Source organism: Microlunatus panaciterrae, assembly GCF_016907535.1.
GTDB classification, from domain to species: Bacteria; Actinomycetota; Actinomycetes; order Propionibacteriales; family Propionibacteriaceae; genus Microlunatus; species Microlunatus panaciterrae.
The window spans coordinates 1453800-1478170 of record NZ_JAFBCF010000001.1 but is presented as its reverse complement, the minus strand read 5'-3'; the positions used below and the strand labels follow the sequence as shown (position 1 = coordinate 1478170).

The following is a 24371-nucleotide window of genomic DNA, read 5'->3' as shown; positions in this document are numbered from 1 at the left end:
TCCTCGTCCTCAGTCCTGGCCGGAGACGCTCACCCGACCGCCGTCCAGGAAGCGCTCGAACGACCCCCAAGGCTCCTTGCCGGCCTTGTCCATGATCACCTCGGCCGAGTACTGCAACAGGTAGACCCGGCGCAGTCGGTCGGTCAGGTTGGGGCCGCTGCGATGGATCACGGTGCTGGAGAAGCAGACGATCGACCCCGCAGGAACGATCACCGGCATCCCGCGGTCCGAGCCGAAGTAACACACCTCGTCGCCGGTCGCGGACCTGATGTGCTTGACGTAGGAACGGATCCCGGAGCGGCTGTAGGGCAGCAGATAGACCGACCCGTTCTCCTCGGTCACATCGTCCAGCGCGATCCAGCAGGTCAGGTAGGGATCATGGTCCTCATGCACATAGCCCGAGTCCTGGTGCCAGGCAAAGGCCGTGTCGGGGTCGGCCGCCTTGATCACGTACTGCTCCCAGAAGAGGTAGGCATCCTGGCCCAGCACCGACCGGCAGATCGCGGCCATGGTCGGTCCGAAGATGAACCTTCTCAACTCCGGTCGATGCTGGTAGATGAGGTGGCTGAAGTAGCGCTTGCCGCGGGCGTTGATGCCCAGCCGCTCGACTCCGGCAGCATCCATCTCGGCGTCCAGGCGTTGCATGGAGTACTCGGCACCGCTACGCAGCAGCTCGAGGTCCTCGGGACTGATCACATTCTCCAGCACGAAGTAGCCCTCGGTGCGGTACTGGTCGATCATGTCCGGGGTGATCTGGACGGACGGTCCGCTGTCGGTCGAGTCCATCTGGCTCACCTGCCCGCGTCCGTGCTCGAGGTGGCGTGCCCTCGTACGGTGGCGTCGCGTTGCGCCACCAGGGCCAGTCGCATCGCTTCGAAGGTGTGCTCCTGCGGGCAGGCGGTCGTGGTCTGGTTGCGGACGTCGTTGATCAGGTCGGCGTAGTACGTCAGCTCGACCTCCGAGCAGTCGACGTAGTTGGTGCCGTCCCGGTCCACACAGAACAGGTGGTTGCCGCCGTCGCGGCCCGCGATGTCGACGTACTTGCGCAGTTCGAGATAGCCCTCAGTGCCGAGCACCATCAGGCGACCGTCGCCCCAGGTGGGCAGCCCGTCCGGGGTGTACCAGTCGCAGCGGATGTAGCCCTGGGCTGTCTCGCTGCGCAACATCACTTCGCCGAAGTCCTGCAGCCCAGGTGTCTCCGCGTTGGCGTAGTTGGCGACCGTACTGGCCACCACCTCGCCGCTGGTGGAGCCGGTGAACCAGAGGAACTGGTCGATCTGGTGCGAGGCGATGTCGGCCAGGATGCCGCCGTACTGGTCGGCCTGGTAGAACCAGTCCGGCCGCGCCCGACCGCCCGCCAGGTGCGAGCCCACCCGGTGCGGCCCGAGGCCCAGGGTCTGCACCACCCGCCCGATTCTGCCTTCGCGGACCAGCTCGCCGGCACGGGTCACGCACGGGACCTCGAACCGCTCCGAGAAGGTGACCGACCAGAACCGGCCGGACTCTTCGACCGCTGCCCGGAGCTCGTCCAGCTCCGCCAGGGTGGTGCACCCGGGCTTGTCGGCGACCACATTCTTGCCTGCGTGCAGGGCCTGCAGAGCGATCCTTCCTCGGCGCGCCGGGACAGCGGCCGTGACCACCAGGTCGACCGAGGGGTCTTCGAGCAGTCGGCTCGGGTCGTCGTCGAAGGTCGGCGCGTCCGGCCAGCGGCGCCGTACTTCGAGGGCAACCGAGGCCTCCGGGTCGTCGGTGGCGGTGCCGACGAGCTCGGCGCCGTTCCGCACCAGGCCGTCGATCTGGCCGAAGATGTGCGCATGATCGAGACCGACGGCGGCGATCCGCACCGGTCTGTCCGTGGAGGAGGACATCGAGAACCTTCCTTGTTCGCGATCGGTGCCGGGCGGCATCCAGGCCCCATTCTGGCCGATCCGACCGCTGCTGCTGCGCTCGGGTCGTCCTGGCCGGAGAGCAAGAACATGATCTTCCAGCAGGATCTCGAATATCTGCGGCTGGATGTCCCATGGATGTTTGCCGAGGGATTACGTAACCTCAGCGCTATGACGAATATCGTTGTCGAGAGTGAGACCAGCCTGGCGGCCGAGTACGCGGCCAACGGCGTGGTCCAGGTGCGTTCCCTGCTCAACCCAGACGAGGTCGCCGAGATCCGGGAGGCGTTCACCGACCAGGTCGAGCGGGATCGGTCGATCGGGCATGATGATCATGTCCCGGACGACGACGTGCTGGCTCGCTATCCGCGCCTCGTCCATCCGCATCGGCATGCCGACCTCCGGGTCGGGCAGCTCGCGCGTCGGTGGATGCTGGACGCCCGGATCATCAGCCGGGTGGCCGACATGATCGGCCCGCCGCTCGCGGCGCAGTCGATGTTCTATTTCAAGCCTCCGTCCGCCCGTGGTCAGGCGCTGCACCAGGACAACCTGTTCCTGCAGGCGCATCCCGAGACCTGCATCGCGGCGTGGGTCGCGATCGACGACTGCGACGGCGACAACGGCGGGCTGATCGTGGTGCCGGGATCGCACCGCTACGAGCTGGCCTGCCCGGGGGAGGCCGATGTGGCCGAGTCGTTCGCCAACCAGGAGGTCAAGGTGCCCGACCACATGGAGCGGGTGCAGACCGAGATGAAGGCCGGCGATGTGCTCTTCTTCCATGGCAGTACGGTGCACGGCTCCCGAGCCAACCGGACGGCGGACCGCTTCCGTCGTTCGTTGATCTTCCACTATGTCCCACAGTCCAGCGTCGAGATCGCCCAGTTCTACAACCCACTGCTGACCCCGGCCGGTGACGAGGTGATGGTCACCGAGGCCACCGACGGCGGCGCCTGCGGTGACGGCTGGAACCCGGTCGGGCCGCACTGAGGTCGGTCAGGCAGCGGATCCTCCGGCGCGCGGTCGTCGAGCAGCCCAGGCGGTCCGGCTGCTGCGGACCGTCAGGTCGCGGCGGTTCGGCACGGCGTCGGGGCCCTGGTCAGCCAGGAGCAGATCGAGGGTGGCAACGTCGTCGTCCGCCAGCTCGCCGTCCAGGGCGGCCCGGATGCGACGTAGGTAGCTCTGGGCATACCGGCCGACGCTCGGTGCGGCAGGATCCGCCTCGACGGTGAAGCGGCGCTGGCCGATGACGTCGAAGCCGGCCCGCTCCAGGTGAGGCCGCCAGTCCGGGTGCGCATTCAACCCCTTGTGGGCCAGCGCCTGGTGACAGCGTGACTCGAGGCCGGGGCGCCCGAGTCCGAGGTCGACGGGCAGGAAGCGCGGCAGGACGTCCATCTCGATGACCACCAGCAGCCCACCTGGGCTGAGTGCGGCGTGGAGGTCAGCCAAGGTCCGATCCGGGTCGGCGACCTCGTGCAGCGACGAAGCGGCCCAGGCCACATCGACCGCGCCGACGCTGGGCCAGGCCGCGTCAAGGTCGGCCTGTAGCGGGTGCACCCGAGCGGCGAGTCCCTGCCGGTGTGCTGCCGCTCGGACGTGGTCGAGCAGCAGAGCGGATCTGTCCACAGCCAGGACGTCAGCGCGCTCGAAGCGCCGGGCGAGCGCGACGCTGCCCGCGCCCGTACCGGCACCGAGGTCGAGGACCGTCCGCGGGTCGGCCGGTAGCTGTTGCTCCACCCATCCGGTGACCTCGTCCAGATAGCAGCCGAACACCTCGGTGTCCAGGGTCAAGAGGTCGGCCAGGTCCTGCTCCTGCCGACGTGTTTGGTGGGGGTCGGGGAGCCCGGCGTCGTGCCGGTGCTGGTGCTGGGTCATGGAAGGAGGCTAGTCCGCTTCTGCGCCAGAGACATATGATCTTGCTTATGACGCAAGAACTCGAGCTCGACTCGTTGATCCGCCGTCGCATCAGGGGGCTGCGCCTCTCCCGCGGCTGGTCCCTGGACGCCCTCGCGGCCCGGTGCCAGCTCAGCCCGTCCACGCTGAGCCGAATAGAGACCGGGCACCGCCGGATCGCCCTCGACCAGCTGGTGGCCATGGCCCGGGCGCTCGGCACGACGCTGGACCAGCTGGTGGCGTCCGGCGACGACGAGGATGTGGTGATCCGACCGCAGCCCGGCCACCTGCACGGGGTGACGACCTGGCTGCTCTCGCGCGAAGGTTCTCCCCAAGGCGTCACGGTGGCCAAGATGCGGATCACGCCCGAACGTCCGACCGGAGCGCAGCAGCAGCGGGTGCATCCGGGTCGCGAGTGGTTCACGGTGCTCTCCGGCACGGCCCGCCTGCAGCTGGGGGAGAGGACCATCGTCATCCGGGCGGGTGAGGCGGCCGAGTTCTCGACCATGGTCCCGCACCTCATCGGGGCCGAGGGCGGGCCGCTGGAGATCCTGACTGTCCTCGACCACGACGGCGAACGTGCGCACCTGCACGCGCCGGGCGACGCGTCAGCATGATCGAATGCGCATGCCTCACTTGTCGATGTCGCCGACCACGTAGCCCATCGAGGCCAGAGCCATCTCGAGATCGGTCACCCGACAGCCGATCAGCAGGGCTTCCAGGGCCGCAACGTTGTTGAAGGAGGCGGTGCGCAGCTTCAGCCGCCACGGCGTCTTCTCGCCGCGCGAAACGAGGTAGCAGCCGGCGGTACCGAGTGGCGCCTCGGTGCTGAGATAGCCGGCCCCCTCGGGCAGCTTGATGATCTTGGGCAGCTTGACGTCCACCGGCCCGGGACGCCCCGCCAGCCGCTCGGCAGCTGCCCGGACCAGGCGGCTGCTCGCGGCCACCTCCTCGACCAGCTGGACGAACCGAGCCCAGGCGTCGCCGGCATCCTGACGCGCGGTGGTGATCAGCTCGGCCAGCTCCGGATAGGCGAGGTAGGGCTCAGATCGACGCAGGTCCAGCTCCAGGCCGGACGCCCGGGCGGCAGGACCACTCACCCCGTACGCCATGATCACGTCGCGTTGGAGCCGGGCGACCCCGCGGCTGCGGGCGGTGAACTCCTCTGAGTCGACCATCAGGCGCAGCTGCCGCATCTCCCGATCGACCTCGTCCAGCACGGCCAGCTCCTCGGCCAGCCAGCCGTCGTCGGCGTCGACCGCGAGCCCGCCCAACCGGTTGGCCATCGGGTGGACCCGGTTGCCGGTGAGCGCACGGTTCTGGCCCCGGAGCCGCTCGCGCAGCCGGGGCAGCCCGGTCGGGGTCCGGGTCGTGCGGCCGACGTAGCCGAGGAAGCCCAGATGGCTGAGGATCCTGCCGTGCTCGGCCAGTAGCGTGCGCAGCCAGACCGCCCTCGGTGGCACCTCGAGACCGAGCATCTTCTCGCAAGCCAGTGCGACGCAGAGCTCGCCGGCAAACGGCGCCTGCCAGTCGTGCCGGTCCGCGAGCATCAGTATCTGGCGGTACTCCCGCACCTCGAAGAGCTTCTCGGCGCCCCGGTGCATGGCGCCGACCACAACCTCGGCGGTGCTGACGGTGCCGTCCTGGGTCCACAGCCGGAGCTCCAGCAGTCCGGCCCGGCTGGGATGGTCCTCGCCGAGGTCGAGCAGCACCGTGCCGTCGGGAAGGCGGTCCGACCTCGTGGTCGGCAGCACCCCGGGCGCCAGCGAACCGACCAGGACGCGGAGCGACGAGTGCATGCCGCCAGTCTCCAGCATCTAGCGACGGTCAGCGGGCGGCACCCGTTGCAGCAGCCACCAGAAGTCGCCGAAGACCGTCGGCGCGGTGATCGCGTGCATCTCGCTCCGGCGGACCAGGGCGGTCAGCGCATCGCCGCCGACCGGCCCCTGCTGCGCGAGCAGTCGTTCGGCTACGTCCTTCTGCCGCACGAGCTCGACCGTTTCGGCGCCGATGTGCTCGGCCGCCACAGCGACAGCGTCGATCGCCACATGGGCGGTCAGGTTCATCTGGCCGGTGGGCAGGGGTGGGCACTGGTGCCCGTGGCTGAACCCGGTCAGCGTGCCGCTGCTGGGGCGGTCCGCGCCGAGGTGCCCGTAGTCGATCACCAATCCGAGACCGCCATAGCCCTGCAGCTGCGCACAGGCGGCGGCCCAGGCCCGATCCCGGCTGCTCCCGACCTCGACCCGGGGACCCTCCGGCCACCAGTGCCCGGCCCAGGCGTGATCATCAGCCGAGGCCTCCATGCCCAGCGTCTCGTTGCCGGTGTCATCGACGTCGACCAGGCGCAGCGAACGACCCTGCCGCTGGCAGATGGTGCACGGGAGATCGTCGAGCCATTCCACCGCCAACAAGAGCGTGGGCCGGTCGAGCGTCGCCAGGACGACGAACGCCTCACCGCTGGTCCAGGCTGTCGTCTCCACATCCCACAGGTCGCGGCACCAGGTCACGTCGTCGTCGAGATCATCGGGCCGCTCCCGCAGGTCGATGCCATAGAAGGCCAGGTCGGGGCGGAGCTGGAGCAGGGAGTTGAGCAACTGCCCGTCACCGGCGCCAAGATCGACAACTGCCCCGATCTCCGGTGCCCGCGCCAGCACTGCGGCGATCATCCTGGCCTGCAGATCCGTGGTGGCGGCCGCGGTGCGGAAGTGGCCGATCGGCCGTTCGGTACGCCAGAACCCGTCGTCGCCGTAGGCAGCCGTGGCCCACGCGGAACGCCAGGAAAGGGCATGCGAGAACATGTTCCTCATGGTGCCCGAGCAACCCGACCAGACCCAAGGCGACCAGCCTGCGGTGCCGACGCCCCCGCGGCTGCCGCAGCTGCCACCCCTGCCCGAGCTCCCAGGACGGCTGGCCAGCGAAGCGCCGGGGTGGGTGGCCGAGGTGGACGTCGTGGTGGTGGGCTCCGGCATCGCCGGTCTGACCGCCGCACTGGAGTGCAGCGACCTCGGCAAGGTGATGGTGGTCACCAAGAGTGTGGTGGCAGCCGGTTCCACGCCGTGGGCGCAGGGCGGCATCGCCTCCGTACAGGCAGAGGGTGACACGGTCGAGCAGCACATCGACGACACCCTCGTGGCCGGTGCCGGGCTGTGCGTACCGGACGCCGTCCGGGTGCTCGTCAGTGAGGGTCCGGACGCGGTCGCCGAGCTGATCGCCCGCGGCGCCGAGTTCGACCGGGACGAGGCGGGCGAGCTGGAGCTGACCCGAGAGGGCGGCCACCATCGCAACCGGATCGCGCATGCCGGCGGCGACGCCACCGGAGCCGAGATCGAGCGCGCGCTGGTGTCGAAGGTGAAGAGCATGCCCGAGATCGAGATCGTCGAGCATGCGCTGGTGCTGGACCTGATTCCAGCGGCCGGCGACTTGCCCGGCGTGGCCGGTGTCACCCTGCACGTGATGGGGGCGGGCACCCGGGGTGGCGTCGGCGCCGTGCATGCCCGGGCAGTGGTGCTGGCCACCGGCGGGATCGGCCAGATCTACGCAGCGACCACCAACCCGCCCGTCTCCACAGGTGACGGGGTGGCTGCAGCGCTGCGGGCCGGTGCGCGGCTGCGCGACGTCGAGTTCATCCAGTTCCACCCCACTGTCCTCTACCTGGGGCCGGGAGCCCGGGGGCAGCTGCCGCTGGTGAGCGAGGCCGTACGTGGTGAGGGTGCGCACCTGCTCAACAGCGCCGGCGAGCGGTTCATGATCGGGCAGCACCCGTTGGCCGAACTGGCACCTCGCGACGTGGTCGCGAAGGCGATCATGAAGGAGATGGCGAAAGAGGACAGCGACCACGTGTTCGTCGACGGGCGGATGCTCGGCGAGGAGATGTGGCGGGTGCGCTTCCCGACGATCTTGAACAGCTGCCGGCAGGTCGGCATCAACCCGGTCACCGACCTGATCCCGGTGTCGCCGGCCTGCCACTACTTCTGTGGCGGCATCGAGACCGACCTCGACGGTGCCACCAGCCTGACCGGTCTGTACGCCTGTGGCGAGGTCGCCTCGTCCGGCGTGCACGGTGCGAACCGGCTGGCCTCCAACTCGTTGCTCGAGGGGCTGGTCTTCGCCCGGCGGATCGCCATCAGTCTTCATGATCAACCGCCGCCGAGACGGCAGCCGGCCGAGGACCCGCGCGAGCCGGGCCTGATCGACCGGTCGGTGGTGCCGACGATGCAGCAGGCGATGAGCCGCTATGCCGGCGGCCTGCGGAGCGCCCGAGGACTGGACCGGTGCGCCGAGGAGCTCTCGGTGCTGGCGAAGTCCAACGGTGCCGTGCCTGGACTGGAAGCCTGGGAGGCGACCAACCTGATGACGGTCGCTACCGTTGTGGTGGCTTCGGCACGTATTCGGGAGGAGTCCCGGGGAGCTCACTGGCGCGACGACTTCGAGGACCGGGTGGACGGCTGGCAGGGACATCTGCTGGCCCAGCTCGAAGATCATCATCTGCGGCACATGTTCGTGCCGATCGCGAAGGGAACCATGTCATGATCGTGTCCACACTGGAGGCGGCCCGAGAGCTGGTCCGCGAGGCGGGGCTCGACCCGGAGGCCGTCACGCTGATCATCAATGAGGCCCTGGACGAGGACCTCGGCGGCCGTGGTGTGCTGCCGGCAGGCACCGGAGCGGGTGTGGATGTCACCTCGGAGGCCACCATTCCCGCCGAGGCTACGGCCACCGGCGACTTCGTCGCCCGGCGACCGGGCACCATCGCCGGCATGCCGGTGGTCGCCCTCACTCTGGCGCTGGTGCTGAGCCCGGCCGGGCCGTTCAGCCTGACCGCAGGGGTGAAGGACGGCGACCAGGTGGCGCGGGGGGACGTACTGCTGACCGTGACCGGCAACACCCGGGCCCTGCTGCGCGCCGAACGGGTGGCGCTCAACCTGGTCACCATGATGTCCGGAGTGGCCACTGCGACCCGGGCCTGGGTGTCGGCTCTGAGCGGCACCGGCACCCGGGTCCGCGACTCGCGCAAGACCATCCCTGGGCTGCGCATCCTGCAGAAGTACGCGGTCCGGGTCGGTGGCGGGGTCAACCACCGGATGTCGCTGGCCGACGCCGCGCTGATCAAGGACAACCATGTGATCGCCGCTGGCGGCGTGGTCGAGGCCTATCGGGCTGTGCGTCGGGCCTTTCCCGACATCACCGTCCAGGTGGAGGTCACCACCCGCGACCAGGCCGTTGCGGTGGTCGACGCCGGTGCCGACGAGGTGCTGCTGGACAACATGTCGGCCGAAGAGATGACCGAGGTGGTGCGGCAGCTGAAGGGCCGAGCCCGGTTTGAGGCCAGCGGTGGGCTGACGGTCGAGGATGCCGCAGAGGTCGCTGCCACCGGCGTCGACTTCGTCGCCGTGGGTGCAATAACACATTCCTCACCTATATTAGATGTTGCGCTTGATTTGCATTCTTGACGACCCGATCAGGTAATGTTCTAACTACTCCAAATTGGAAATCGGCTAATGAAAAGAAAAACGGAGGAACAGATGGCGCAGCGGGTGCAAATCACCCTCGAAGACGACTTCGACGGTGGTGCTGCTGATGAAACCGTGACGTTCGGTGTGGACGGCACGGAGTACGAGATCGACCTGTCGGCGAAGAATGCGAAGGCCCTGCGCGATGCGCTGGGTCCCTGGGTCAGCAAGGCCCGAAAGATCGGTGGCCGCCGCAAGCGCGGCGCCAAGCCGGCCGCCAGCGTCGACCTTAAGGCGGTCCGCGCCTGGGCTGCCGCAAATGGTCATCAGGTGAGCTCCCGGGGACGTGTCCCGGCGCCGATCCTGGAGGCCTACGAGAAGGCGAACGGCTGAGCATCCCGCCCTCCGGTCGACGACGCCGGTCCCCGTTCGGGGGCCGGCGTCGTCCATCTTGGCGCCGGGGGCACTCTCTCGACACCGGCGAGTTTGCGCCGTGGGCGAACATCAGGGGGAACATTCCGCCCGTTGCCCGGGTTGTACGGGGTGATCGGCCGGTCCACGTCCTTAGCAGGCGTGTCCGGTCCGGCCGGTGCCTGCAGAACGGCAACGGGCGCGACTAGAGTTGACACAGATGCCGACTCCGCCGAAGGGCGGGGATGTATCCGAAGCATCGTTTGAGGAGCACTTATGTTTGAGCGGTTTACCGACCGAGCCCGCCGCGTCGTCGTCTTGGCGCAGGAAGAGGCTCGCATGCTGAACCACAACTACATCGGGACCGAGCACATCCTGCTCGGCCTCATCCATGAGGGTGAGGGTGTGGCGGCTAAGGCATTGGAATCCCTGGGTATCTCGCTCGAAGCTGTCCGGGAAAAGGTCGAGGAGATCATCGGCCACGGCCAGCAGTCGCCGAGCGGGCACATTCCGTTCACACCTCGCGCAAAGAAGGTTCTCGAACTCAGCCTGCGTGAGGCGTTGCAGATCAACCATTCCTACATTGGCACCGAACATATTCTGCTCGGACTTATCCGCGAGGGTGAGGGTGTTGCAGCGCAGGTGCTGGTCAAGCTGGGCGCCGACCTCAATCGGGTCCGTAACCAGGTGCTGCAATTGCTCAGCGGTTTCCAGGGCAAGGAGTCGGCCACCTCCGGTGCGCCCGAGCAGGGCAGTGCTCCGTCGTCCTCGATGGTGCTGGACCAGTTCGGCCGGAACCTGACCCAGGCCGCCCGGGAGAACAAGCTCGACCCGGTGATCGGTCGGGAGACCGAGATCGAGCGGGTCATGACGGTGCTGTCGCGTCGTACCAAGAACAACCCGGTGCTGATCGGGGAGCCTGGTGTCGGCAAGACCGCTGTCGTGGAGGGACTGTCGCAGGCGATCGTGCGCGGCGACGTTCCCGAGACGCTGCGGGACAAGCAGATCTACACCCTCGACCTCGGCGCGCTGGTGGCTGGTTCGCGCTACCGCGGCGACTTCGAGGAGCGGCTGAAGAAGGTCCTGAAGGAGATCAAGACGCGCGGCGACGTGGTCCTGTTCATCGACGAGATCCACACCCTGGTGGGTGCGGGTGCCGCCGAGGGCGCGATCGACGCCGCCAGCATCCTGAAGCCGATGCTGGCGCGCGGTGAGCTGCAGACCATCGGTGCGACCACCCTCGACGAGTACCGCAAGTACGTCGAGAAGGACGCCGCGCTGGAGCGCAGGTTCCAGCCGATCCAGGTGGCCGAGCCGTCGATCGCGCACACGATCGACATTCTGCGTGGTCTGCGCGACCGCTACGAGGCGCACCACCGGATCACCATCACCGACCAGGCTCTGGTGGCGGCGGCGCAGATGGCCGACCGCTACATCTCCGACCGGTTCCTGCCGGACAAGGCGATCGACCTGATCGACGAGGCCGGTGCACGGCTGCGGATCCGTCGGATGACGGCTCCGCCGGACCTGCGCGAGTTCGACGAGAAGATCGCCGCCGTACGGCTGGAGAAGGAAGCCGCGATCGACGCGCAGGACTTCGAACGCGCTGCCGGCTTGCGAGACGACGAGAAGAAGCTGCTCGCCGCCCGGCACGAACGGGAGGCGCAGTGGAAGTCCGGTGACCTCGACGTGGTGGCCGAAGTGGATGAGGAGGTCATCGCCGAGGTGCTCTCGTCGTCGACCGGTATCCCCGTCTTCAAGCTGACCGAGGAGGAGTCCTCGCGACTGCTGCGGATGGAGGAGGAGCTCGGCAAGCGCTACATCGGTCAGCACGACGCCGTCCGTGCGCTGTCGCGGTCGATCCGGCGTACCCGCGCCGGGCTGAAGGACCCCAAGCGGCCCAGCGGCTCGTTCATCTTCGCCGGCCCGTCCGGTGTCGGCAAGACCGAGCTGACCAAGGCGCTGACGGAGTTCCTGTTCGGGGACGAGGATGCTCTCATCCAGCTCGACATGTCCGAGTACTCCGAGAAGCACACCGCGTCGCGACTGTTCGGCTCGCCGCCGGGCTACGTCGGGTACGAGGAAGGCGGCCAGCTGACCGAGAAGGTCCGCCGGAAGCCGTTCAGCGTGGTGCTGTTCGACGAGGTCGAGAAGGCGCACCCGGACATCTTCAACTCGCTGTTGCAGATCCTCGACGAGGGTCGGCTCACCGATGCGCAGGGTCGCAGCGTCGACTTCAAGAACACCGTGATCGTGATGACCACGAACCTCGGTACCCGTGACATCGCCAAGAGCGTCACGCTGGGCTTCAGCCAGTCCGGCGATGCGGCGGGCAGCTACGAGAAGATGAAGGCCAAGGTCGCTGACGAGCTGAAGCAGCACTTCCGGCCCGAGTTCTTGAACCGTGTCGACGAGATCGTCGTGTTCCGCCAGCTCACGCAGGAGGACATCGAGCGGATCGTCGACCTGATGGTGGCGGAGACCGAGATCCGGCTGAAGGACAAGGACATGGGCATCGAGCTCACGCCCGCGGCCAAGTCGCTGATCGCCAAGCGTGGCTTCGACCCGGTGCTCGGCGCCCGTCCGTTGCGGCGTGCCCTGCAGCGCGACATCGAGGACCACCTGGCGGAGAAGATCCTGTTCGGCGAGCTGAAGCCGGGCGAGATCGTGGTCGTCGACACCGCCGACGAGGGCTCGGAGAACCCCTTCACCTTCGTCGGGAACCCGCGGGCCAAGGCCCCCGACACCCCGCCGGTGGAGTTTGACGGCATCGTCGACGGGCTGACCGAGGGACCAGACGCGTCCGAGCAGCGCTGACCAGCACGACCTGGCAGTACCCGGAGGGCCCCACACCATTGCGGTGTGGGGCCCTCCGGCGTTCCGCCCACCCTTGTCGGTTCGCCAAGTCACCTTCTGTCAGTTTCCCAAGTCACCTTCTGTCGGTTTCCCAAGTCAACTTGGGAAGCTGTCACTCCGCTAGGCGAATTTCCCTGGCTACGTAGCAGTTTCCCAAGTCGACTTGGGAAACTGACACGAGGCGACGTCAGCGGAGGCGGAGGCGCACCAGGCGGTAGCACAGGCCGATGGCCAGTACGCCGAGGCCGATGAGGATGGAGCGTGGAGGGAGGGTGGCCACCAGGGTGAGGCACCCCACCGCGCCCAGGGCCTGCAGCCACCGCGGGTAGCGGCGGTGCTCGAGTGTCTGGGTCCAGGCGGACAGGTTGGCGATCAGGTAGTAGAGCAGGACGCCGAAGGACGAGAACCCGATCGCCCCACGCAGGTCGGCCGTCAGCACTCCCACGACGACCACCAGCGCCAGCGCCACCTCGGCCCGATGGGGGACATCGAAACGCGGATGCAGCGCGGCGAACCAACGGGGCAGGTCGGCCTGGCGCGCCATCGCCAGACTGGTCCGGCCGATCCCAGTGATCAGCGCCAGTAGCGCTCCGAGAGAGGCCGCGGCAGCTCCCACCCGTACGACCGGCTCGGCCCATGGCCATCCGCTCCGTGCCGCAGCGGCGGCCAGCGGGTCACGGGTTGTCGCCACCCCGTCCGGGCCGAGAACGACGAGTACAGTGACCCCGACCACGGCGTAGATCACCATGGTCAGGGCGAGTGCGATCACGATGGCCCGGGGTATGATCCGGCGGGGATCGCGCACCTCCTCACCGAGGGTGGCGATCCGGGCATAGCCGGCGAAGGCGAAGAACAGCAACCCTGCCGACTGCAGGATGGCATACCAGCCGTGTCCCAGCAGACCGGAGCCGAAACCGTTCGGCCGCGGCTGGGAGCCGAGGCCGGCGGCCACACCGACAGCCAGCGCCAGCAGCGCGACAACAACGATGATCCTGGTCACCAGCGCTGTCCGGGTCACCCCGACGTAGTTCACCGCTGCCAGCGCGAGTACGGCCAGTACGGCGACCGGCTTCTGCCAGCCGGCGGGAGCGGCGTAGGCGGCGAAGGTCATCGCCATCGCCATGCAGCTGGCGGTCTTGCCGATCACGAAGCACCAGCCGGCGAAGAACCCCGGCCACGGGCCGAGGCGCTCCCTGCCGTACACGTAGGTGCCGCCCGACGTCGGGTACTCGGCGGCGAGCTGAGCAGAGGAGGTGGCGTTGCAGAGGGCGACCACGGCCCCGACCAGGAGACCGATCAGCAGTCCGCTGCCGGCCGCGGCGGCCGCCGGTGTGAAGGCCGCGAACACGCCGGCACCGATCATCGAGCCAAGTCCGAGGAAGACCGCGTCGGCCAGACCGAGGCGGCGGGACATGACCGGCTGGATGCTCACCCGCCCCAGCCAACCACACGGTGAGGGAGCGCCGCTCGCCACCTGAGCCGTCCCGCCCAGTCCGCCGTCGGTCTGGCACAGTGTCTGGGTGACGACCTCCGAACCCGAACCGCTGGCGATCGGGGCTCTCGGTCGGGTCCCGGCGGTCTGGCTGGTGGTCGGCGGCATCCTGTCGGTCCAGTTCGGTGCCGCCATCGCCAAGGACCTGTTCCACCTCGTCCCGCCGACGGCGATGGTCTGGATGCGGTTGGCGACGTCAGCCGTCATCTTCCTGGTGGTGGTGCGCCCCCGGGTGCGCGGCCGGACCAGGGTGGACTGGCTCGTCGCCCTCGCCTTCGGCGTCAGCCTGGTAACGATGAACTGGGCGATCTACCAGTCGTTTGCCCGGATCCCGCTCGGCGTCGCCGTGACCATCGAGTTCCTCGGCCCGCTCACCGTCGCCGTCGTCGGCTCCCGCCGCCCACGGGACCTGGTCTGGGTCGTCCTGGCCGGGCTGGGAGTGGCCCTGCTGGGTCTGACCAGGTCGAACCTGACCGTGGCCGGGGTGCTATTCGCGTTGTTGGCCGGGGCCGGCTGGGCGGCGTACATCCTGCTCAGTGCGAAGACCGGGCAGCACTGGTCGGGCATCTCGGGCCTGGCCGTCGCAAGTCTGGTCGGAGCTGTCACGCTCGCCGGACCAGCGATCGCCGAGGCCGGCTCCGGACTGCTCCAGCCGCGGGTGCTGCTGCTCGGCGTCGCGGTCGGGCTGCTGTCGTCGGTCATCCCCTACAGCCTGGAACTGACCGCGTTGCGGAGGATTCCGCCGCGGGTCTTCGGCATCCTGATGAGCCTGGAGCCGGCAGCGGCAGCGCTGGCGGCGATGATGCTGCTGTCGGAATTCCTCACCTGGACGCAGTGGGTCGCGCTGGCCTGCGTCGTCGCGGCCAGCGTCGGCGCCACCCGGTCGAGCCGACCTCAGGCGGAGCCGATCAGCTGATCGGGGCGGTCAGTGCCCGAAGGCGTCCGAGTCGCGCGCCGCAGCCTCACCCTTGTCCAGCGCGCTGATGTCGCCCATCGCCTGCTCGTCCAGGCTGAAGTCGAAGATGTCGATGTTCTGCGCCATCCTCTCCGGGTTGGCCGACTTGGGTACGGTGACCAGTCCGAGCTGCAGGTGCCAGCGAAGTACGACCTGGGCCGGTGTCTTGCCGTAGTGCTCGGCGAGGCTGGTGATCACCGGCTCGGCCAGCAGGTCACCCGCCTTGATCGGGCTCCAGGACTCCGTGACGATCCCGTGCTGGGCGGCGAAGGCGCGAGACTCGTCCCGCGTGGTGTACGGGCTCAGCTGGATCTGGTTGACGTCAGGAGCATCGCCGGTCTCGTCCAGCACCCGCTGCAGGTGCGCCGGCTTGAAGTTGGAAGTGCCGACGGCTCGCACCGAGCCGTCCCGCAGCAGGGCCAGCAGGCCGCGGAATGCGTCCACGTAGCGGTTCTGGTCCGGATTGGGCCAGTGGATGAGCAACAAGTCGATGTAGTCCACCCCGAGTCGCTCGATGCTGGCCTGCCACGCCTGCCGGGCGCCGTCGACGCTGTGCCATCTCTTGTTGAACTTCGTGGTGATGAACACCTCGTCACGTGCGACACCGGAGTCGCGGATGCCCTGACCGACGCCCCTCTCGTTGCCGTAGTTCTCGGCGGTGTCGAAGAGCCGGTAGCCGAGCTGGATCGCGGTCCGGACGGCGGTGGCGGTCTCCGTGTCGTCGAGCGGCCAGGTGCCGAGTCCGATGACGGGGATGTCCGCGCCGTGCAGCAGCTTGAGGGTGGGAACAGTCATCGGGCCAGGATAGTGACGAAGATCCGGAGCGCGGAACCGGACGCTCCCTTTGTCGGGCAGCCTCGCAGTGCGGCTTCTCCACACTTCCGCGCTCCGCATTCTGGTCGTCCACAGCTCACGGTGCTCCCTGCACGATCCGGCTCGTCGTCCGCAACGTTCCGGCATGCGCCGAAGTCATCACGAGGTCGAGGTTGTGCTGCGCAACGACCGGGTGGTCGCCAGACGTGAGCATCCGGAGCTGTCCAGGGTGCTGGACCGGTTGGTCGGGGGAGGCCACCTGCTGACTGTTCTGCCCGGCGTCTACACCGCGCCCGGGACGGAGACCGATCCGTTGGTGCGGATCGCGGCTGCCGCCCGATGGGACCCGCGCGCGGTCATCGCCGGCAGAGCAGCCGCTCGTTGGTCGTTCTGGCCGGAGCTCGCGGTCGACCGGGTCGAGGTGCTGGTGCGGACTGACCGCAGGCCGAGGGCGGGTTACCGGTTCTGCCGAGAGTCGCTTCCGGCTGAACTGGTCTGCTGCTGGCTCGGCGTGCTTCTCACCGTGCCAGCGCTCACCGCGCTCGACTTGGTCCGGGACCCTGCTATCGGAGGCGGTGGGATCGACCGGGCGCTTCTCAAGAGTGCGGCGACCCTGCAGGAGATGCACGACGCGCTCGCTCTCACACCGCGGCGCAGGGGTAATCCGGAGCGCGCCCTGTTGCTCCGCGACTCCCGTCATCTGCCGTGGTCGGAGGCGGAGCGGTGGGCGCATCGGTTGCTGAGGGCTGCCGGCATCGACGGCTGGGAGACGAACGTTCCGGTCGTGGTCGACGGTCTCCGCTACTACCTCGACATCGCCTTCCGTCTTCAGCGAGTGGCCGTCGAGATCGACGGTTTCGCCTTTCACGGCCAACGCGACCAGTTCGAACGGGACAGGGCCAAGTGGAGCGCGCTGGTCGCGGCAGGCTGGCGAGTGTTGCATTTCACCTGGCGCCAGCTCACCGACTCTCCGGACTGGGTGGTGAGAGTCATCCACCAGACCCTGAACGGGTAAACCGGAGCGCCCACGGCCACCATGGGGCTCCGGTGAGAGTGATCCGGTGCCATGGTGCCGGTTCCGCGCTCCCCATTTCCGCCTCAGTGCGGCAGCGTGAACCGCCCACCGACCTGGTCGGCGAGACCGTCGGCCAGCAACGAGGCCAACGCCCGCTCGGCTTGCGCTGGTTCGCTCCAGCCGGCCAGCAGCTCCTCCCGACCGACCGGTGCGTCGCTGGAACGCAGCACCGCCAGGAGCACGCCGCGGCACTGCCGATCGGTGCCGGTGTAGCTCTGCCCGCGGCGCGGCGGTCCGTCCCAGGCGGGCTTCCCGGCCGACTGCCAGGCGCAGGCGCTGGAGACCGGGCACGACGAGCAGCGCGGAGATCGGGCGGTGCACACCAGCGCCCCGAGCTCCATGGAGGCGACCGCCCAGCGCGCGGCCGCCGCCTGCCCGCTGGGCAGGAACTCCTCGGCCAGCGCCTCCTCGGCGCGGGTGGGTGTCGGCGACGGATAGGCCACCCCTGCCGCCACCCTGCTCAGCACCCTGCGCACGTTGGTATCCAGGACGACGTGACGCTGGCCGAAGGCGAAGCTCAGGACCGCGGCGGCGGTGTACGGCCCGACCCCGGGCAACCTCAGCAATGCCGCGCGGTCGTCCGGGACCCGACCGCCATGCTCGTCGGTGATGGTCACCGCCGCCTGATGCAGCCGCAGCGCGCGTCGTGGATAACCCAGCCGCCCCCAGGCCCTGACGGCGTCACCTGCCGGAGCCGCAGCCAGCGCGGCCGGCTGCGGCCAGCGTTCCATCCAGTCCCGCCACGGACCCAGAACGCGATCGACCGGAGTCTGCTGCAGCATGAACTCGCTGACCATCACGGCCCACGGGCTCGCATCCGCACGGCGCCACGGCAGGTCACGGGCGTTCTCCTCGTACCAGGCCAGCACAGCAGCGACCAGTGGAGCCCGATTCATCCCTGTACGGTAGCGGCGTGCCTCGGGCATTCCGCGGCCCGGTCTGCCTAGGCTCGGGCCATGAGGATGGAGCACGAATGAGCGGTGTGCTGCACCCGGTCGGGCCAGAGCCGGACAAGACCTACTGGATCCGCCGCGCGGTGGTCGTCGGCGCGGTCCTGGTCGCCGCTTTGCTGATTGCGGTCATCGCTGTGAACGCAGGTGGGTCGGAACGCGAGGCCGCCCCGGCGCCGGCCGTCACACCTGCCACCAGCACCCCCACCGCGGATCTGGGGGGACCCACCGCGACACCGACACCGACGGACGCGCCGACCTGGCTGAGCTCGTCCACCTCGGCGGATCGCCTCACCAGCAAGAAGGCCGACCCTTCACCCAAGACGACGGCCAGTCCCTCTCCCAGCAAGAAGGTCACTCCGGACTGCGACCCGAAGGAGCTGCGGACGACGCTCACCGGCAAGCAGCGGGTCAAGGTCAAGCAGAGTCTGACCTTCAACCTGTCGCTGATCAACGGCGGTCCGGACAGCTGCATTGTGCGGGTCAACCCCGACCTGTTCGAGCTGAAGATCTACTCCGGTACGGACCGGATCTGGAGCACCGCCGACTGCCCCAGGCAGGTGAAGGAGATCGCCCAGGTCGTCGGGCCGGAGAAGGCGGTCGAATGGCACCTGACCTGGAACGGCCGCCGGTCGGCCAAGACCTGCAGAACCAGACCAGAGATCCCTCGGGCCGGCACCTACTTCGCCACCGCCCAGCTCGACGGCGCCAAGCCGGTCCAGCTCGGCATGACCCTCCGCTAGTCCAGGCGTTCGGTGTAGGCGGACTCCGCCAGCCTGACCAGGCCGTCACGAATGATCCGGGCCCTGCTCTCACCCACGCCGTCGACCTCCTGCAGTTCCGCGCTGCTGGCCCCGAACAGCGCCTGCAGGCTGCCGAAGTGCTCGATCAGCCGGTTACCGAAAGCGGACGGCAACCTGTTGATCTGGGCCAACTGGCGGTAGCCGCGGGTGGTGATCCGGGAGTCCAGGTGCTCGTTGGCGGCAAAGCCGACGGCGCGTGCCACGGACAGCGGCTCGAGCAGCTCGGTCGTGCTCAGCGACTGCAGCGCGGCGAAGCCGAACGGCACCGACTCGTCGGCTGGTCGGTAGTCCAGCTCGAGCAGGTCGCGGAGGTCGTCGATTCCGGCCCCGAGCTCGTGCAGCTGCAGGGTCAGCAGCCGGCCGTCGGTGCCGAGTTCGACGACGTATCCGGCCAGCTCACGGTCCAGCCGACGTACCATCTCCAGCCGCTGCGCCACCAGAGTGAAGTCCTTGACCGTCACCTGGTCCTGGACCTCGAGCGAGGAGAGCCGGTTGGTCACCTCCCACAGCCGGGCCCGGTAGCGCTCCAGCGTCTGCAGCGCCTGGTTGGCCCGGGAGAGGATCTGCTCGGAGTGCTCCACCAGATGGCGGCGGTTGTCGATGAACAGTGCGATGGTGGACATCGAGGCTGAGACGGAGACGACCGGCAGGTTCGTCTGCCGGGCAACCCGGTCCGCGGTGCGGTGCCGGGTGCCAGTCTCCTCGGTCGCGATGCTCGCGTCCGGCATCAGGTGCACCCCTGCCCGAACGATCCGGTCGGTGTTGGAGTCGATGATGATGGCGCCGTCCATCTTGGCCAGCTCCCGCAGCGACGTCGGCGTATAGGCGACGTCGAGCTGGAAGCCGCCGGTGGAGAGCTGCTCCACCTGACGGTTGTGGCCGAGGACCACCAGGGCGCCGGTCCGGCCGCGGAGGATGCGTTCGAAGCCTTCCCGCAGGGGAGTGCCGGGGGCTAGCTGGGCCAGGTGCTCCAACAGGCGACAACGGTCGTCCGAGTCCGCCACGTTATGTCCTTCTCCCCTTGCTGATCTGCTGCCCGAAAGCACGGTCGCGGCCCCATCTTACGGGGGGCGAAAAGGGCAGAAGAGCCCAGTCGGCTGTGAGGTCCGCCCCATCACACTCGCGGACGAGCGGGTCTGCCCGTCAGCGGGTACCTCGCGGGCCAACGCTTTGTCGGTCAGTCGGCGGCGCGGCTACGCCTCAGGTCGAGGGCGTCGAGGGCCTGGGTGATGGTGGCCGCGGAGATGACGCGAATGCCATGGCTGACCCGTGGCATCCGGTCCGCCGCCCTGCTGGACTCGGCCGGCACCAGCGCCGTGTCGAAGCCGAGCCGGGCGGCCTCACTGAGCCTCCGGTCGGTGCCCGGCACCCGGCGCAGCTCGCCGGCCAGCCCCACCTCACCGATGGCGATGACGCGTCCCAGCACACCGGTGTTCAGGGCGGCGGAGGCGACCGCGACCGCCTGGGCCAGGTCGGCCGACGGGTCGTTGACCTTGGCGCCGCCGACGGTAGAGACGTAGACGTCCCGGTTGTACAGCGGGATGCGGGCCCGGCGCTCCAGCACAGCGAGCACCATCGCCAGCCGGGACGAGTCCACCCCGTGGGTGGTGCGGCGCGGCGACTGCAGCGGGGAGGGCGCCACCAGCGCCTGCAGCTCTGCCAGCAGCGGCCGGCGCCCCTCCATGGTGACGGTGACGCAGGTTCCGGGCACCGGCTCGTCGTGGCGGGAGGTGAACAGCCCGGACGGGTCCGGCACTTCGACGATGCCGTGCTCGCCCATCTCGAAGCACCCCACCTCGTCGGCGGGGCCGAAGCGGTTCTTGGTGGCCCGGACCATCCGGAACCCGGAGTGCCGGTCTCCCTCGAAAGCCAGCACCACATCGACCAGGTGCTCCAGCATCCGGGGCCCGGCGATGCTGCCGTCCTTGGTGACGTGGCCGACGATGACCACGGCCATCCCGCGTCGCTTTGCAACCCGCACCAGCGCTCCGGTCACCTCCCGTACCTGGGTCACCCCGCCCGGTGAGCCGTCGGCCTCGGCTGTGCCGACGGTCTGCACCGAGTCGAGCACCATCAGCGACGGTGCCACCTCCTCGATGTGACCGAGCACCGTCGAGAGGTCGTTCTCGGCGGCGAGATAGAGCTGGTCGGCGAGGGCATCGGTGCGACCGGCCCGCAGGCGGACCTGGGCCGCCGACTCCTCGCCCGTCACATAGAGGGTCTTGCGGCCAGCCTTGGCCCAGCGGGCGGCCACCTCGAGCAGCAGCGTCGACTTGCCGACCCCTGGCTCGCCGGCGAGCAGCACCACCGCACCCGGCACCAGGCCGTCACCCAGTACGCGGTCCAACTCCCCGACCCCGGTCAGCGTCCGCGTCGCGGCATCGGCGTCGACCTGCCCGATCGGGATGGCCTTGCTCATCGGCACCGATGACTTCACCGAAGTGAGCTTGGGGGCACCATGCTCGACCACGCTTCCCCAGGTCTGGCACTCGCCGCAGCGACCGACCCAGCGCACCGTCGTCCAGCCGCACTCGGTGCAGTGATAGGTGGGTTTCACACTCGTCCGGGCCATGGAGCAAACCTAGGTGCCGGCACCGACAGTTCCAGGGACCGACAGGCCGGCTGCTCACCGCTCCAGGTCGGCGGCGGTCAGCAGCACCAGGTCGTTGGCCTCCGGCTCGCCGACGGTGATCCGCAGACCGTCCCAGCGGTCGCCGCTGACGTACGGCCGCACCATCACCCCCGCCGCCGCGAACGTGTCCGCATAGCTCTGGGTCCGCGGACCGGCCGCCAGCCAGACGAAGTTCCCCTCGGCCGCCGGGATGTCGAAGCCCGCGCTGGAGAGTCCGGCAACCATCCGCTCCCGCTCAGCCACGATCTGTCCGACCCGCTCGAACAGTGCCTCCTCCGCGGCGAGCGAGGCGATGACCGCCGCCTGCGCCGGCACCGAGACCCCGAACGGCAGCGCGGCAGCGCGCACCGCACGCGCGATCGGCGCAGCCGCCACACAGAAGCCGACCCGCAGCCCAGCCAGCCCGTACGCCTTGGAGAAGGTGCGCAGCAGCACCACGTTGTCGTGTCCGGCCGTGATCTCCATCGGCCGCACCGCCGCCGGGTCGGTGACGAACTCCGCATACGCCTCGTCGATGACGACCAGGACCCGGTCCGGCACCGCCGCGACAAACGCCAGGACGTCGTCGTGACGGAGCGCCGGGCCGGTCGGGTTGTTCGGAGTACAGAGCAGCACGGCCTTGGTGGCGGGAGTGACGGCCGCGCGAAGGGCGTCCAGGTCATGGGTCCAGCCGGGGCCAAGAGGCACCGGGACCGGCGTTGCGCCGGTGAGCTGGACGGCGATCGGGTAGGCCTCGAAGCTCCGCCAGGCATAGACGACCTCGTCGCCGCGCTCGCAGAACGCCTGCAGCAGGTGGTACAGGACGGCAACCGAACCGGTGCCGAAGGCCAGGCGGTCCTCGGCCACAGCCAGCTTGGCCGACAGCGCCTCCGTCATCGCGACATTGCCCATGTCGGGATAGCGGTTCAGCTGGGCGCAGGCGATCTCGGCCGCCTCGATCACGCCGGGCAGCGGGGGAAAGGGGTTCTCATTGCTGGACAGCTTGTACGAAACGCCGCCCGGGCCCAGCGGCGCCGGCCGACCGGGCCGGTAGACCGGCAGCCCGGCGACGGCGGCTCGAACCATGGGCCCCATGTCGCCACTATGCCATGATCTACCAGCAGCGCGGGCCGCAAGCCGCAGGGCCCTGACCGACGGGGAGGAGAGCCGTGGCGGACGGGTTGATCGGGCTGGTCGGCATCGGCGAGCTCGTCACCAACAACCCGGAGCTCGGCGACGGTAGCGACCTCGGGATCATCGCCAACGCCTCGATCCTGCTTCAGCAGACGTCCGCAGGACCGGTCATCCGCTACCTGGGCGGCGATGCGCTGCAGGTCAACCAGCACTGTGAGCCGATCGACCTGGACGGCCGTGCCGTGGTCCCCGGGTTCGTCGACTCCCACACCCACCTGGTCTTCGACGGCGACCGGGCGGAGGAGTTTGTCGCCCGGATGGGCGGCCGGCCCTACGACGGGGGTGGGATAGCGACCACGGTAGCCGCCACCCGGGCCGCCAGTGATGATCAGCTGCGGATGCTGCTCCGGCACCGGCTCACCGAGATGCATCGGCAGGGCACCACCACAGTGGAGATCAAGAGCGGCTACGGGCTGACGGTCGCCGATGAGGCGCGCTCACTCGCACTCGCCCGCGAGTTCACCGAGGAGACGACCTTCCTCGGTGCGCATGTGGTGCCCGCGGAGTACGAACATGATCGCGACGGGTATGTCGCTCTGGTGGCGGTGGAGATGCTGCAGGCCTGTGCACCGTATGCGAAGTGGGTGGATGTGTTCTGCGAGCCCGGATCGCCGCATGCGTTCGATCGCGACGAGGCGCGGATGATCTTGAGATCGGGGATGTCGGCCGGGCTGCGTCCGCGCCTGCATGCGGGTCAGCTTGGACCCGGCCCGGGGGTCCAGCTCGCTGTGGAGCTCGACGCCGCCAGTGTTGATCACTGCACCTACCTCAGCGACGACGACATCGAGGCGCTGGCTGCGAGCGACACGGTGGCCACCCTGCTGCCGGGGGTCGAGTTCAGCACCCGTTCGCCCTACTCCGACGCCGCCAGGCTGCTGGCCCGCGGGATCACCGTCGCCCTGGCCACCGACTGCAATCCTGGCACCTGCTACAGCTCCTCGGTCGGGTTCTGTCTCGCACTCGCCGTACGTGAGCTGGGAATGACCCCGGCTCAGGCCCTGTGGGCGGCGACAGCCGGCGCGGCCAGATCGCTCCGCCGTACCGACATCGGACGCCTCACCGTCGGTGGCCCGGCGGACCTGACCCTGATCGACGGCCCCAGCTATCTCCACCTGGCCTACCGGCCAGGGGTGCCGATCGCACGGGCCTTCGGCCCGCCCTGAAAATGTGGATGGCGTGGTGCCGGCCGCCCCGGCCGCACGCTGGGGCGGGCGCTCCCGCATCAACGGGCTCCACGTTTTCAGGGTTCAGATACGGACCCGGCCCCGAGGCGTGTCGAAGTGCGCCGCGACGATCCCGGGCTGGGCGTTCGAGTCCACCCAGTCGATGCCGGTGTCCTTGAGGACGACGTCGCTGAGGCCGCCCAGCCACTCGTCGACGCGCTGGTGCTCGCCGGCGATCTCCAGTTTGACCAGGGCGATGTCGCCGCCACCGTTGGACGGGTGCGCCTCCGGTCCGCTCAGCCACTGGATGAAGAAGGGCAGTTGAGGGTCGGACTGCAGGCCCTTTACCCCGACCTGCCGCCACTGCAGCAGACCGCCGTCGGGGAGGTGCCGCATGCCGTCGACAGCGGAGCGGCCGAGCCGTTCCTCCACCGGACCAAGATCGTCAACGGCGACGACCCAGCCAAGCCAGCCACCGCCCTGCAACGATCTTGCCCGGACAGCCTGGCCGAACGGTGCCTTGTCCGCTGCGGGATGATCAAGAACCTCCACCACCTCGAGATACTGGCCGTCGGCCAGCGGCAGGATCCGGTTGCGCGTACCGAAGCGCGGGTGGAACCCGCCATCGTGGAATGGTGCCCCCAATGCATCGCCCAGGCGCTCAGCTGTGCCGTTCAGTCCCTCAGGTCCGGCCGCAAAAGACAGATGATCCAAATGCATGGGGCCATTGTTGCCCTCGCCCGACCCACTGCCCCGGGCGGGGGGTCGCTCCGCCGTCCTTGACCGCGTCTGCTGGCGGCCGGAGGGCCGCCGTCGGCAAGG

22 protein-coding genes are annotated in these 24371 nt (G+C 69.0%); 10 read left to right on the top strand and 12 right to left on the bottom strand.

Annotated elements, in window-relative coordinates; all coding sequences use genetic code 11:
• Positions 1-9: 9 nt before the first annotated feature.
• Together JOE57_RS06735 and JOE57_RS06730 are read right to left on the bottom strand one after the other, a co-directional pair.
• Positions 10-786, bottom strand: coding sequence for a phytanoyl-CoA dioxygenase family protein (locus JOE57_RS06735; RefSeq protein ID WP_204916966.1), 777 nt, complete (start codon positions 784-786; stop codon positions 10-12).
• A 5-nt stretch (positions 787-791) separates the two neighbouring features.
• Positions 792-1868: a Gfo/Idh/MocA family protein gene (locus JOE57_RS06730; protein ID WP_204916965.1), complete on the bottom strand. Its 1077-nt coding sequence runs from the start codon at positions 1866-1868 to the stop codon at positions 792-794.
• A 189-nt stretch (positions 1869-2057) separates the two neighbouring features.
• Between JOE57_RS06730 and JOE57_RS06725 the strand changes: the two genes are divergently transcribed.
• The gene (locus tag JOE57_RS06725; RefSeq protein WP_204916964.1) at positions 2058-2873 is read left to right on the top strand and encodes a phytanoyl-CoA dioxygenase family protein; all 816 of its coding nucleotides are present in this window, start codon (positions 2058-2060) and stop codon (positions 2871-2873) included.
• A gap of 6 nt (positions 2874-2879) precedes the next feature.
• Here JOE57_RS06725 and JOE57_RS06720 read toward each other — a convergent pair whose 3' ends face one another.
• The gene (locus tag JOE57_RS06720; protein ID WP_204916963.1) at positions 2880-3758 is read right to left on the bottom strand and encodes a class I SAM-dependent methyltransferase; all 879 of its coding nucleotides are present in this window, start codon (positions 3756-3758) and stop codon (positions 2880-2882) included.
• 47 nt (positions 3759-3805) lie between these two features.
• Here JOE57_RS06720 and JOE57_RS06715 point away from each other — a divergent pair, with 47 nt between their 5' ends.
• The gene (locus JOE57_RS06715) at positions 3806-4393 is read left to right on the top strand and encodes a helix-turn-helix transcriptional regulator (protein ID WP_204916962.1); all 588 of its coding nucleotides are present in this window, start codon (positions 3806-3808) and stop codon (positions 4391-4393) included.
• 15 nt (positions 4394-4408) lie between these two features.
• On the opposite strand, the gene JOE57_RS06710 is transcribed toward JOE57_RS06715, so the two are convergent.
• Together JOE57_RS06710 and JOE57_RS06705 are read right to left on the bottom strand one after the other, a co-directional pair.
• On the bottom strand, positions 4409-5575 hold the full coding sequence (locus tag JOE57_RS06710; protein ID WP_204916961.1) for an NADH-quinone oxidoreductase subunit D-related protein: 1167 nt from the start codon (positions 5573-5575) through the stop codon (positions 4409-4411).
• An 18-nt stretch (positions 5576-5593) separates the two neighbouring features.
• Complete coding sequence (locus JOE57_RS06705) at positions 5594-6574, bottom strand: SAM-dependent methyltransferase (protein ID WP_204916960.1); 981 nt, start codon at positions 6572-6574, stop codon at positions 5594-5596.
• A 7-nt stretch (positions 6575-6581) separates the two neighbouring features.
• Between JOE57_RS06705 and JOE57_RS06700 the strand changes: the two genes are divergently transcribed.
• The 4 genes from JOE57_RS06700 to JOE57_RS06685 all read left to right on the top strand — a co-directional run bounded on the left by JOE57_RS06700 (position 6582) and on the right by JOE57_RS06685 (position 12454).
• On the top strand, positions 6582-8306 hold the full coding sequence (locus tag JOE57_RS06700; protein ID WP_204916959.1) for an L-aspartate oxidase: 1725 nt from the start codon (positions 6582-6584) through the stop codon (positions 8304-8306).
• Positions 8303-9226: a carboxylating nicotinate-nucleotide diphosphorylase gene (gene nadC / locus JOE57_RS06695; protein ID WP_204916958.1), complete on the top strand. Its 924-nt coding sequence runs from the start codon at positions 8303-8305 to the stop codon at positions 9224-9226. The genes JOE57_RS06700 and nadC overlap by 4 nt, the downstream gene beginning before the upstream one ends.
• A gap of 72 nt (positions 9227-9298) precedes the next feature.
• Positions 9299-9619 (top strand): histone-like nucleoid-structuring protein Lsr2, encoded by a 321-nt coding sequence (locus JOE57_RS06690; protein ID WP_204916957.1) that lies wholly within the window; start codon positions 9299-9301, stop codon positions 9617-9619.
• Positions 9620-9913: 294 nt separating this feature from the next.
• Positions 9914-12454 carry an ATP-dependent Clp protease ATP-binding subunit gene (locus JOE57_RS06685; protein ID WP_204916956.1) on the top strand — a complete coding sequence of 847 codons (2541 nt, stop codon included), beginning with the start codon at positions 9914-9916 and terminating at the stop codon, positions 12452-12454.
• A gap of 226 nt (positions 12455-12680) precedes the next feature.
• Here the strand turns inward: JOE57_RS06685 and JOE57_RS06680 are convergent, their stop codons facing one another.
• Positions 12681-13925: an APC family permease gene (locus JOE57_RS06680; protein WP_338041199.1), complete on the bottom strand. Its 1245-nt coding sequence runs from the start codon at positions 13923-13925 to the stop codon at positions 12681-12683.
• An 88-nt stretch (positions 13926-14013) separates the two neighbouring features.
• On the opposite strand from JOE57_RS06680, the gene JOE57_RS06675 reads away from it, so the two are divergent.
• Complete coding sequence (locus JOE57_RS06675; RefSeq protein WP_338041198.1) at positions 14014-14901, top strand: EamA family transporter; 888 nt, start codon at positions 14014-14016, stop codon at positions 14899-14901.
• 9 nt (positions 14902-14910) lie between these two features.
• Here JOE57_RS06675 and JOE57_RS06670 read toward each other — a convergent pair whose 3' ends face one another.
• A complete protein-coding gene (locus JOE57_RS06670; protein ID WP_204916955.1) occupies positions 14911-15735 on the bottom strand; it encodes an aldo/keto reductase in 825 nt (274 codons plus the stop codon).
• Positions 15736-15898: 163 nt separating this feature from the next.
• Here JOE57_RS06670 and JOE57_RS06665 point away from each other — a divergent pair, with 163 nt between their 5' ends.
• Positions 15899-16768, top strand: a complete 870-nt coding sequence (locus tag JOE57_RS06665) for a DUF559 domain-containing protein (protein ID WP_204916954.1) — start codon at positions 15899-15901, stop codon at positions 16766-16768.
• Positions 16769-16851: 83 nt separating this feature from the next.
• On the opposite strand, the gene JOE57_RS06660 is transcribed toward JOE57_RS06665, so the two are convergent.
• The gene (locus JOE57_RS06660; RefSeq protein ID WP_204916953.1) at positions 16852-17724 is read right to left on the bottom strand and encodes an A/G-specific adenine glycosylase; all 873 of its coding nucleotides are present in this window, start codon (positions 17722-17724) and stop codon (positions 16852-16854) included.
• 77 nt (positions 17725-17801) lie between these two features.
• Here JOE57_RS06660 and JOE57_RS06655 point away from each other — a divergent pair, with 77 nt between their 5' ends.
• Positions 17802-18521: a hypothetical protein gene (locus tag JOE57_RS06655; RefSeq protein WP_204916952.1), complete on the top strand. Its 720-nt coding sequence runs from the start codon at positions 17802-17804 to the stop codon at positions 18519-18521.
• Here the strand turns inward: JOE57_RS06655 and disA are convergent.
• From disA to JOE57_RS06640, 3 genes are all read right to left on the bottom strand, one after another.
• Positions 18518-19585 (bottom strand): DNA integrity scanning diadenylate cyclase DisA, encoded by a 1068-nt coding sequence (disA, locus tag JOE57_RS06650; RefSeq protein WP_204916951.1) that lies wholly within the window; start codon positions 19583-19585, stop codon positions 18518-18520. The genes JOE57_RS06655 and disA overlap by 4 nt on opposite strands.
• Positions 19586-19758: 173 nt before the next feature.
• Positions 19759-21153, bottom strand: coding sequence for a DNA repair protein RadA (radA, locus tag JOE57_RS06645; protein WP_204916950.1), 1395 nt, complete (start codon positions 21151-21153; stop codon positions 19759-19761).
• A gap of 54 nt (positions 21154-21207) precedes the next feature.
• Positions 21208-22287, bottom strand: coding sequence for a histidinol-phosphate transaminase (locus tag JOE57_RS06640; RefSeq protein WP_204916949.1), 1080 nt, complete (start codon positions 22285-22287; stop codon positions 21208-21210).
• 74 nt (positions 22288-22361) lie between these two features.
• Here JOE57_RS06640 and hutI point away from each other — a divergent pair, with 74 nt between their 5' ends.
• Positions 22362-23549: an imidazolonepropionase gene (gene hutI, locus JOE57_RS06635; RefSeq protein WP_338041197.1), complete on the top strand. Its 1188-nt coding sequence runs from the start codon at positions 22362-22364 to the stop codon at positions 23547-23549.
• 84 nt (positions 23550-23633) lie between these two features.
• On the opposite strand, the gene JOE57_RS06630 is transcribed toward hutI, so the two are convergent.
• Positions 23634-24269 (bottom strand): VOC family protein, encoded by a 636-nt coding sequence (locus tag JOE57_RS06630; RefSeq protein WP_204916948.1) that lies wholly within the window; start codon positions 24267-24269, stop codon positions 23634-23636.
• Positions 24270-24371 lie beyond the last annotated feature (102 nt).

What these genes read in the sequence shown, in the direction of transcription:
- JOE57_RS06735 (WP_204916966.1), bottom strand. Translation starts at nt 786, where the DNA reads ATGGACTCGACCGACAGCGGACCGTCCGTCCAGATCACCCCGGACATG.
- JOE57_RS06730 (WP_204916965.1), bottom strand. Translation starts at nt 1,868, where the DNA reads ATGTCCTCCTCCACGGACAGACCGGTGCGGATCGCCGCCGTCGGTCTC.
- JOE57_RS06725 (WP_204916964.1), top strand. Translation starts at nt 2,058, where the DNA reads ATGACGAATATCGTTGTCGAGAGTGAGACCAGCCTGGCGGCCGAGTAC.
- JOE57_RS06720 (WP_204916963.1), bottom strand. Translation starts at nt 3,758, where the DNA reads ATGACCCAGCACCAGCACCGGCACGACGCCGGGCTCCCCGACCCCCAC.
- JOE57_RS06715 (WP_204916962.1), top strand. Translation starts at nt 3,806, where the DNA reads ATGACGCAAGAACTCGAGCTCGACTCGTTGATCCGCCGTCGCATCAGG.
- JOE57_RS06710 (WP_204916961.1), bottom strand. Translation starts at nt 5,575, where the DNA reads ATGCACTCGTCGCTCCGCGTCCTGGTCGGTTCGCTGGCGCCCGGGGTG.
- JOE57_RS06705 (WP_204916960.1), bottom strand. Translation starts at nt 6,574, where the DNA reads ATGTTCTCGCATGCCCTTTCCTGGCGTTCCGCGTGGGCCACGGCTGCC.
- JOE57_RS06700 (WP_204916959.1), top strand. Translation starts at nt 6,582, where the DNA reads ATGGTGCCCGAGCAACCCGACCAGACCCAAGGCGACCAGCCTGCGGTG.
- nadC (WP_204916958.1), top strand. Translation starts at nt 8,303, where the DNA reads ATGATCGTGTCCACACTGGAGGCGGCCCGAGAGCTGGTCCGCGAGGCG.
- JOE57_RS06690 (WP_204916957.1), top strand. Translation starts at nt 9,299, where the DNA reads ATGGCGCAGCGGGTGCAAATCACCCTCGAAGACGACTTCGACGGTGGT.
- JOE57_RS06685 (WP_204916956.1), top strand. Translation starts at nt 9,914, where the DNA reads ATGTTTGAGCGGTTTACCGACCGAGCCCGCCGCGTCGTCGTCTTGGCG.
- JOE57_RS06670 (WP_204916955.1), bottom strand. Translation starts at nt 15,735, where the DNA reads ATGACTGTTCCCACCCTCAAGCTGCTGCACGGCGCGGACATCCCCGTC.
- JOE57_RS06665 (WP_204916954.1), top strand. Translation starts at nt 15,899, where the DNA reads ATGCGCCGAAGTCATCACGAGGTCGAGGTTGTGCTGCGCAACGACCGG.
- JOE57_RS06660 (WP_204916953.1), bottom strand. Translation starts at nt 17,724, where the DNA reads ATGAATCGGGCTCCACTGGTCGCTGCTGTGCTGGCCTGGTACGAGGAG.
- JOE57_RS06655 (WP_204916952.1), top strand. Translation starts at nt 17,802, where the DNA reads ATGAGCGGTGTGCTGCACCCGGTCGGGCCAGAGCCGGACAAGACCTAC.
- radA (WP_204916950.1), bottom strand. Translation starts at nt 21,153, where the DNA reads ATGGCCCGGACGAGTGTGAAACCCACCTATCACTGCACCGAGTGCGGC.
- JOE57_RS06640 (WP_204916949.1), bottom strand. Translation starts at nt 22,287, where the DNA reads ATGGGGCCCATGGTTCGAGCCGCCGTCGCCGGGCTGCCGGTCTACCGG.
- JOE57_RS06630 (WP_204916948.1), bottom strand. Translation starts at nt 24,269, where the DNA reads ATGCATTTGGATCATCTGTCTTTTGCGGCCGGACCTGAGGGACTGAAC.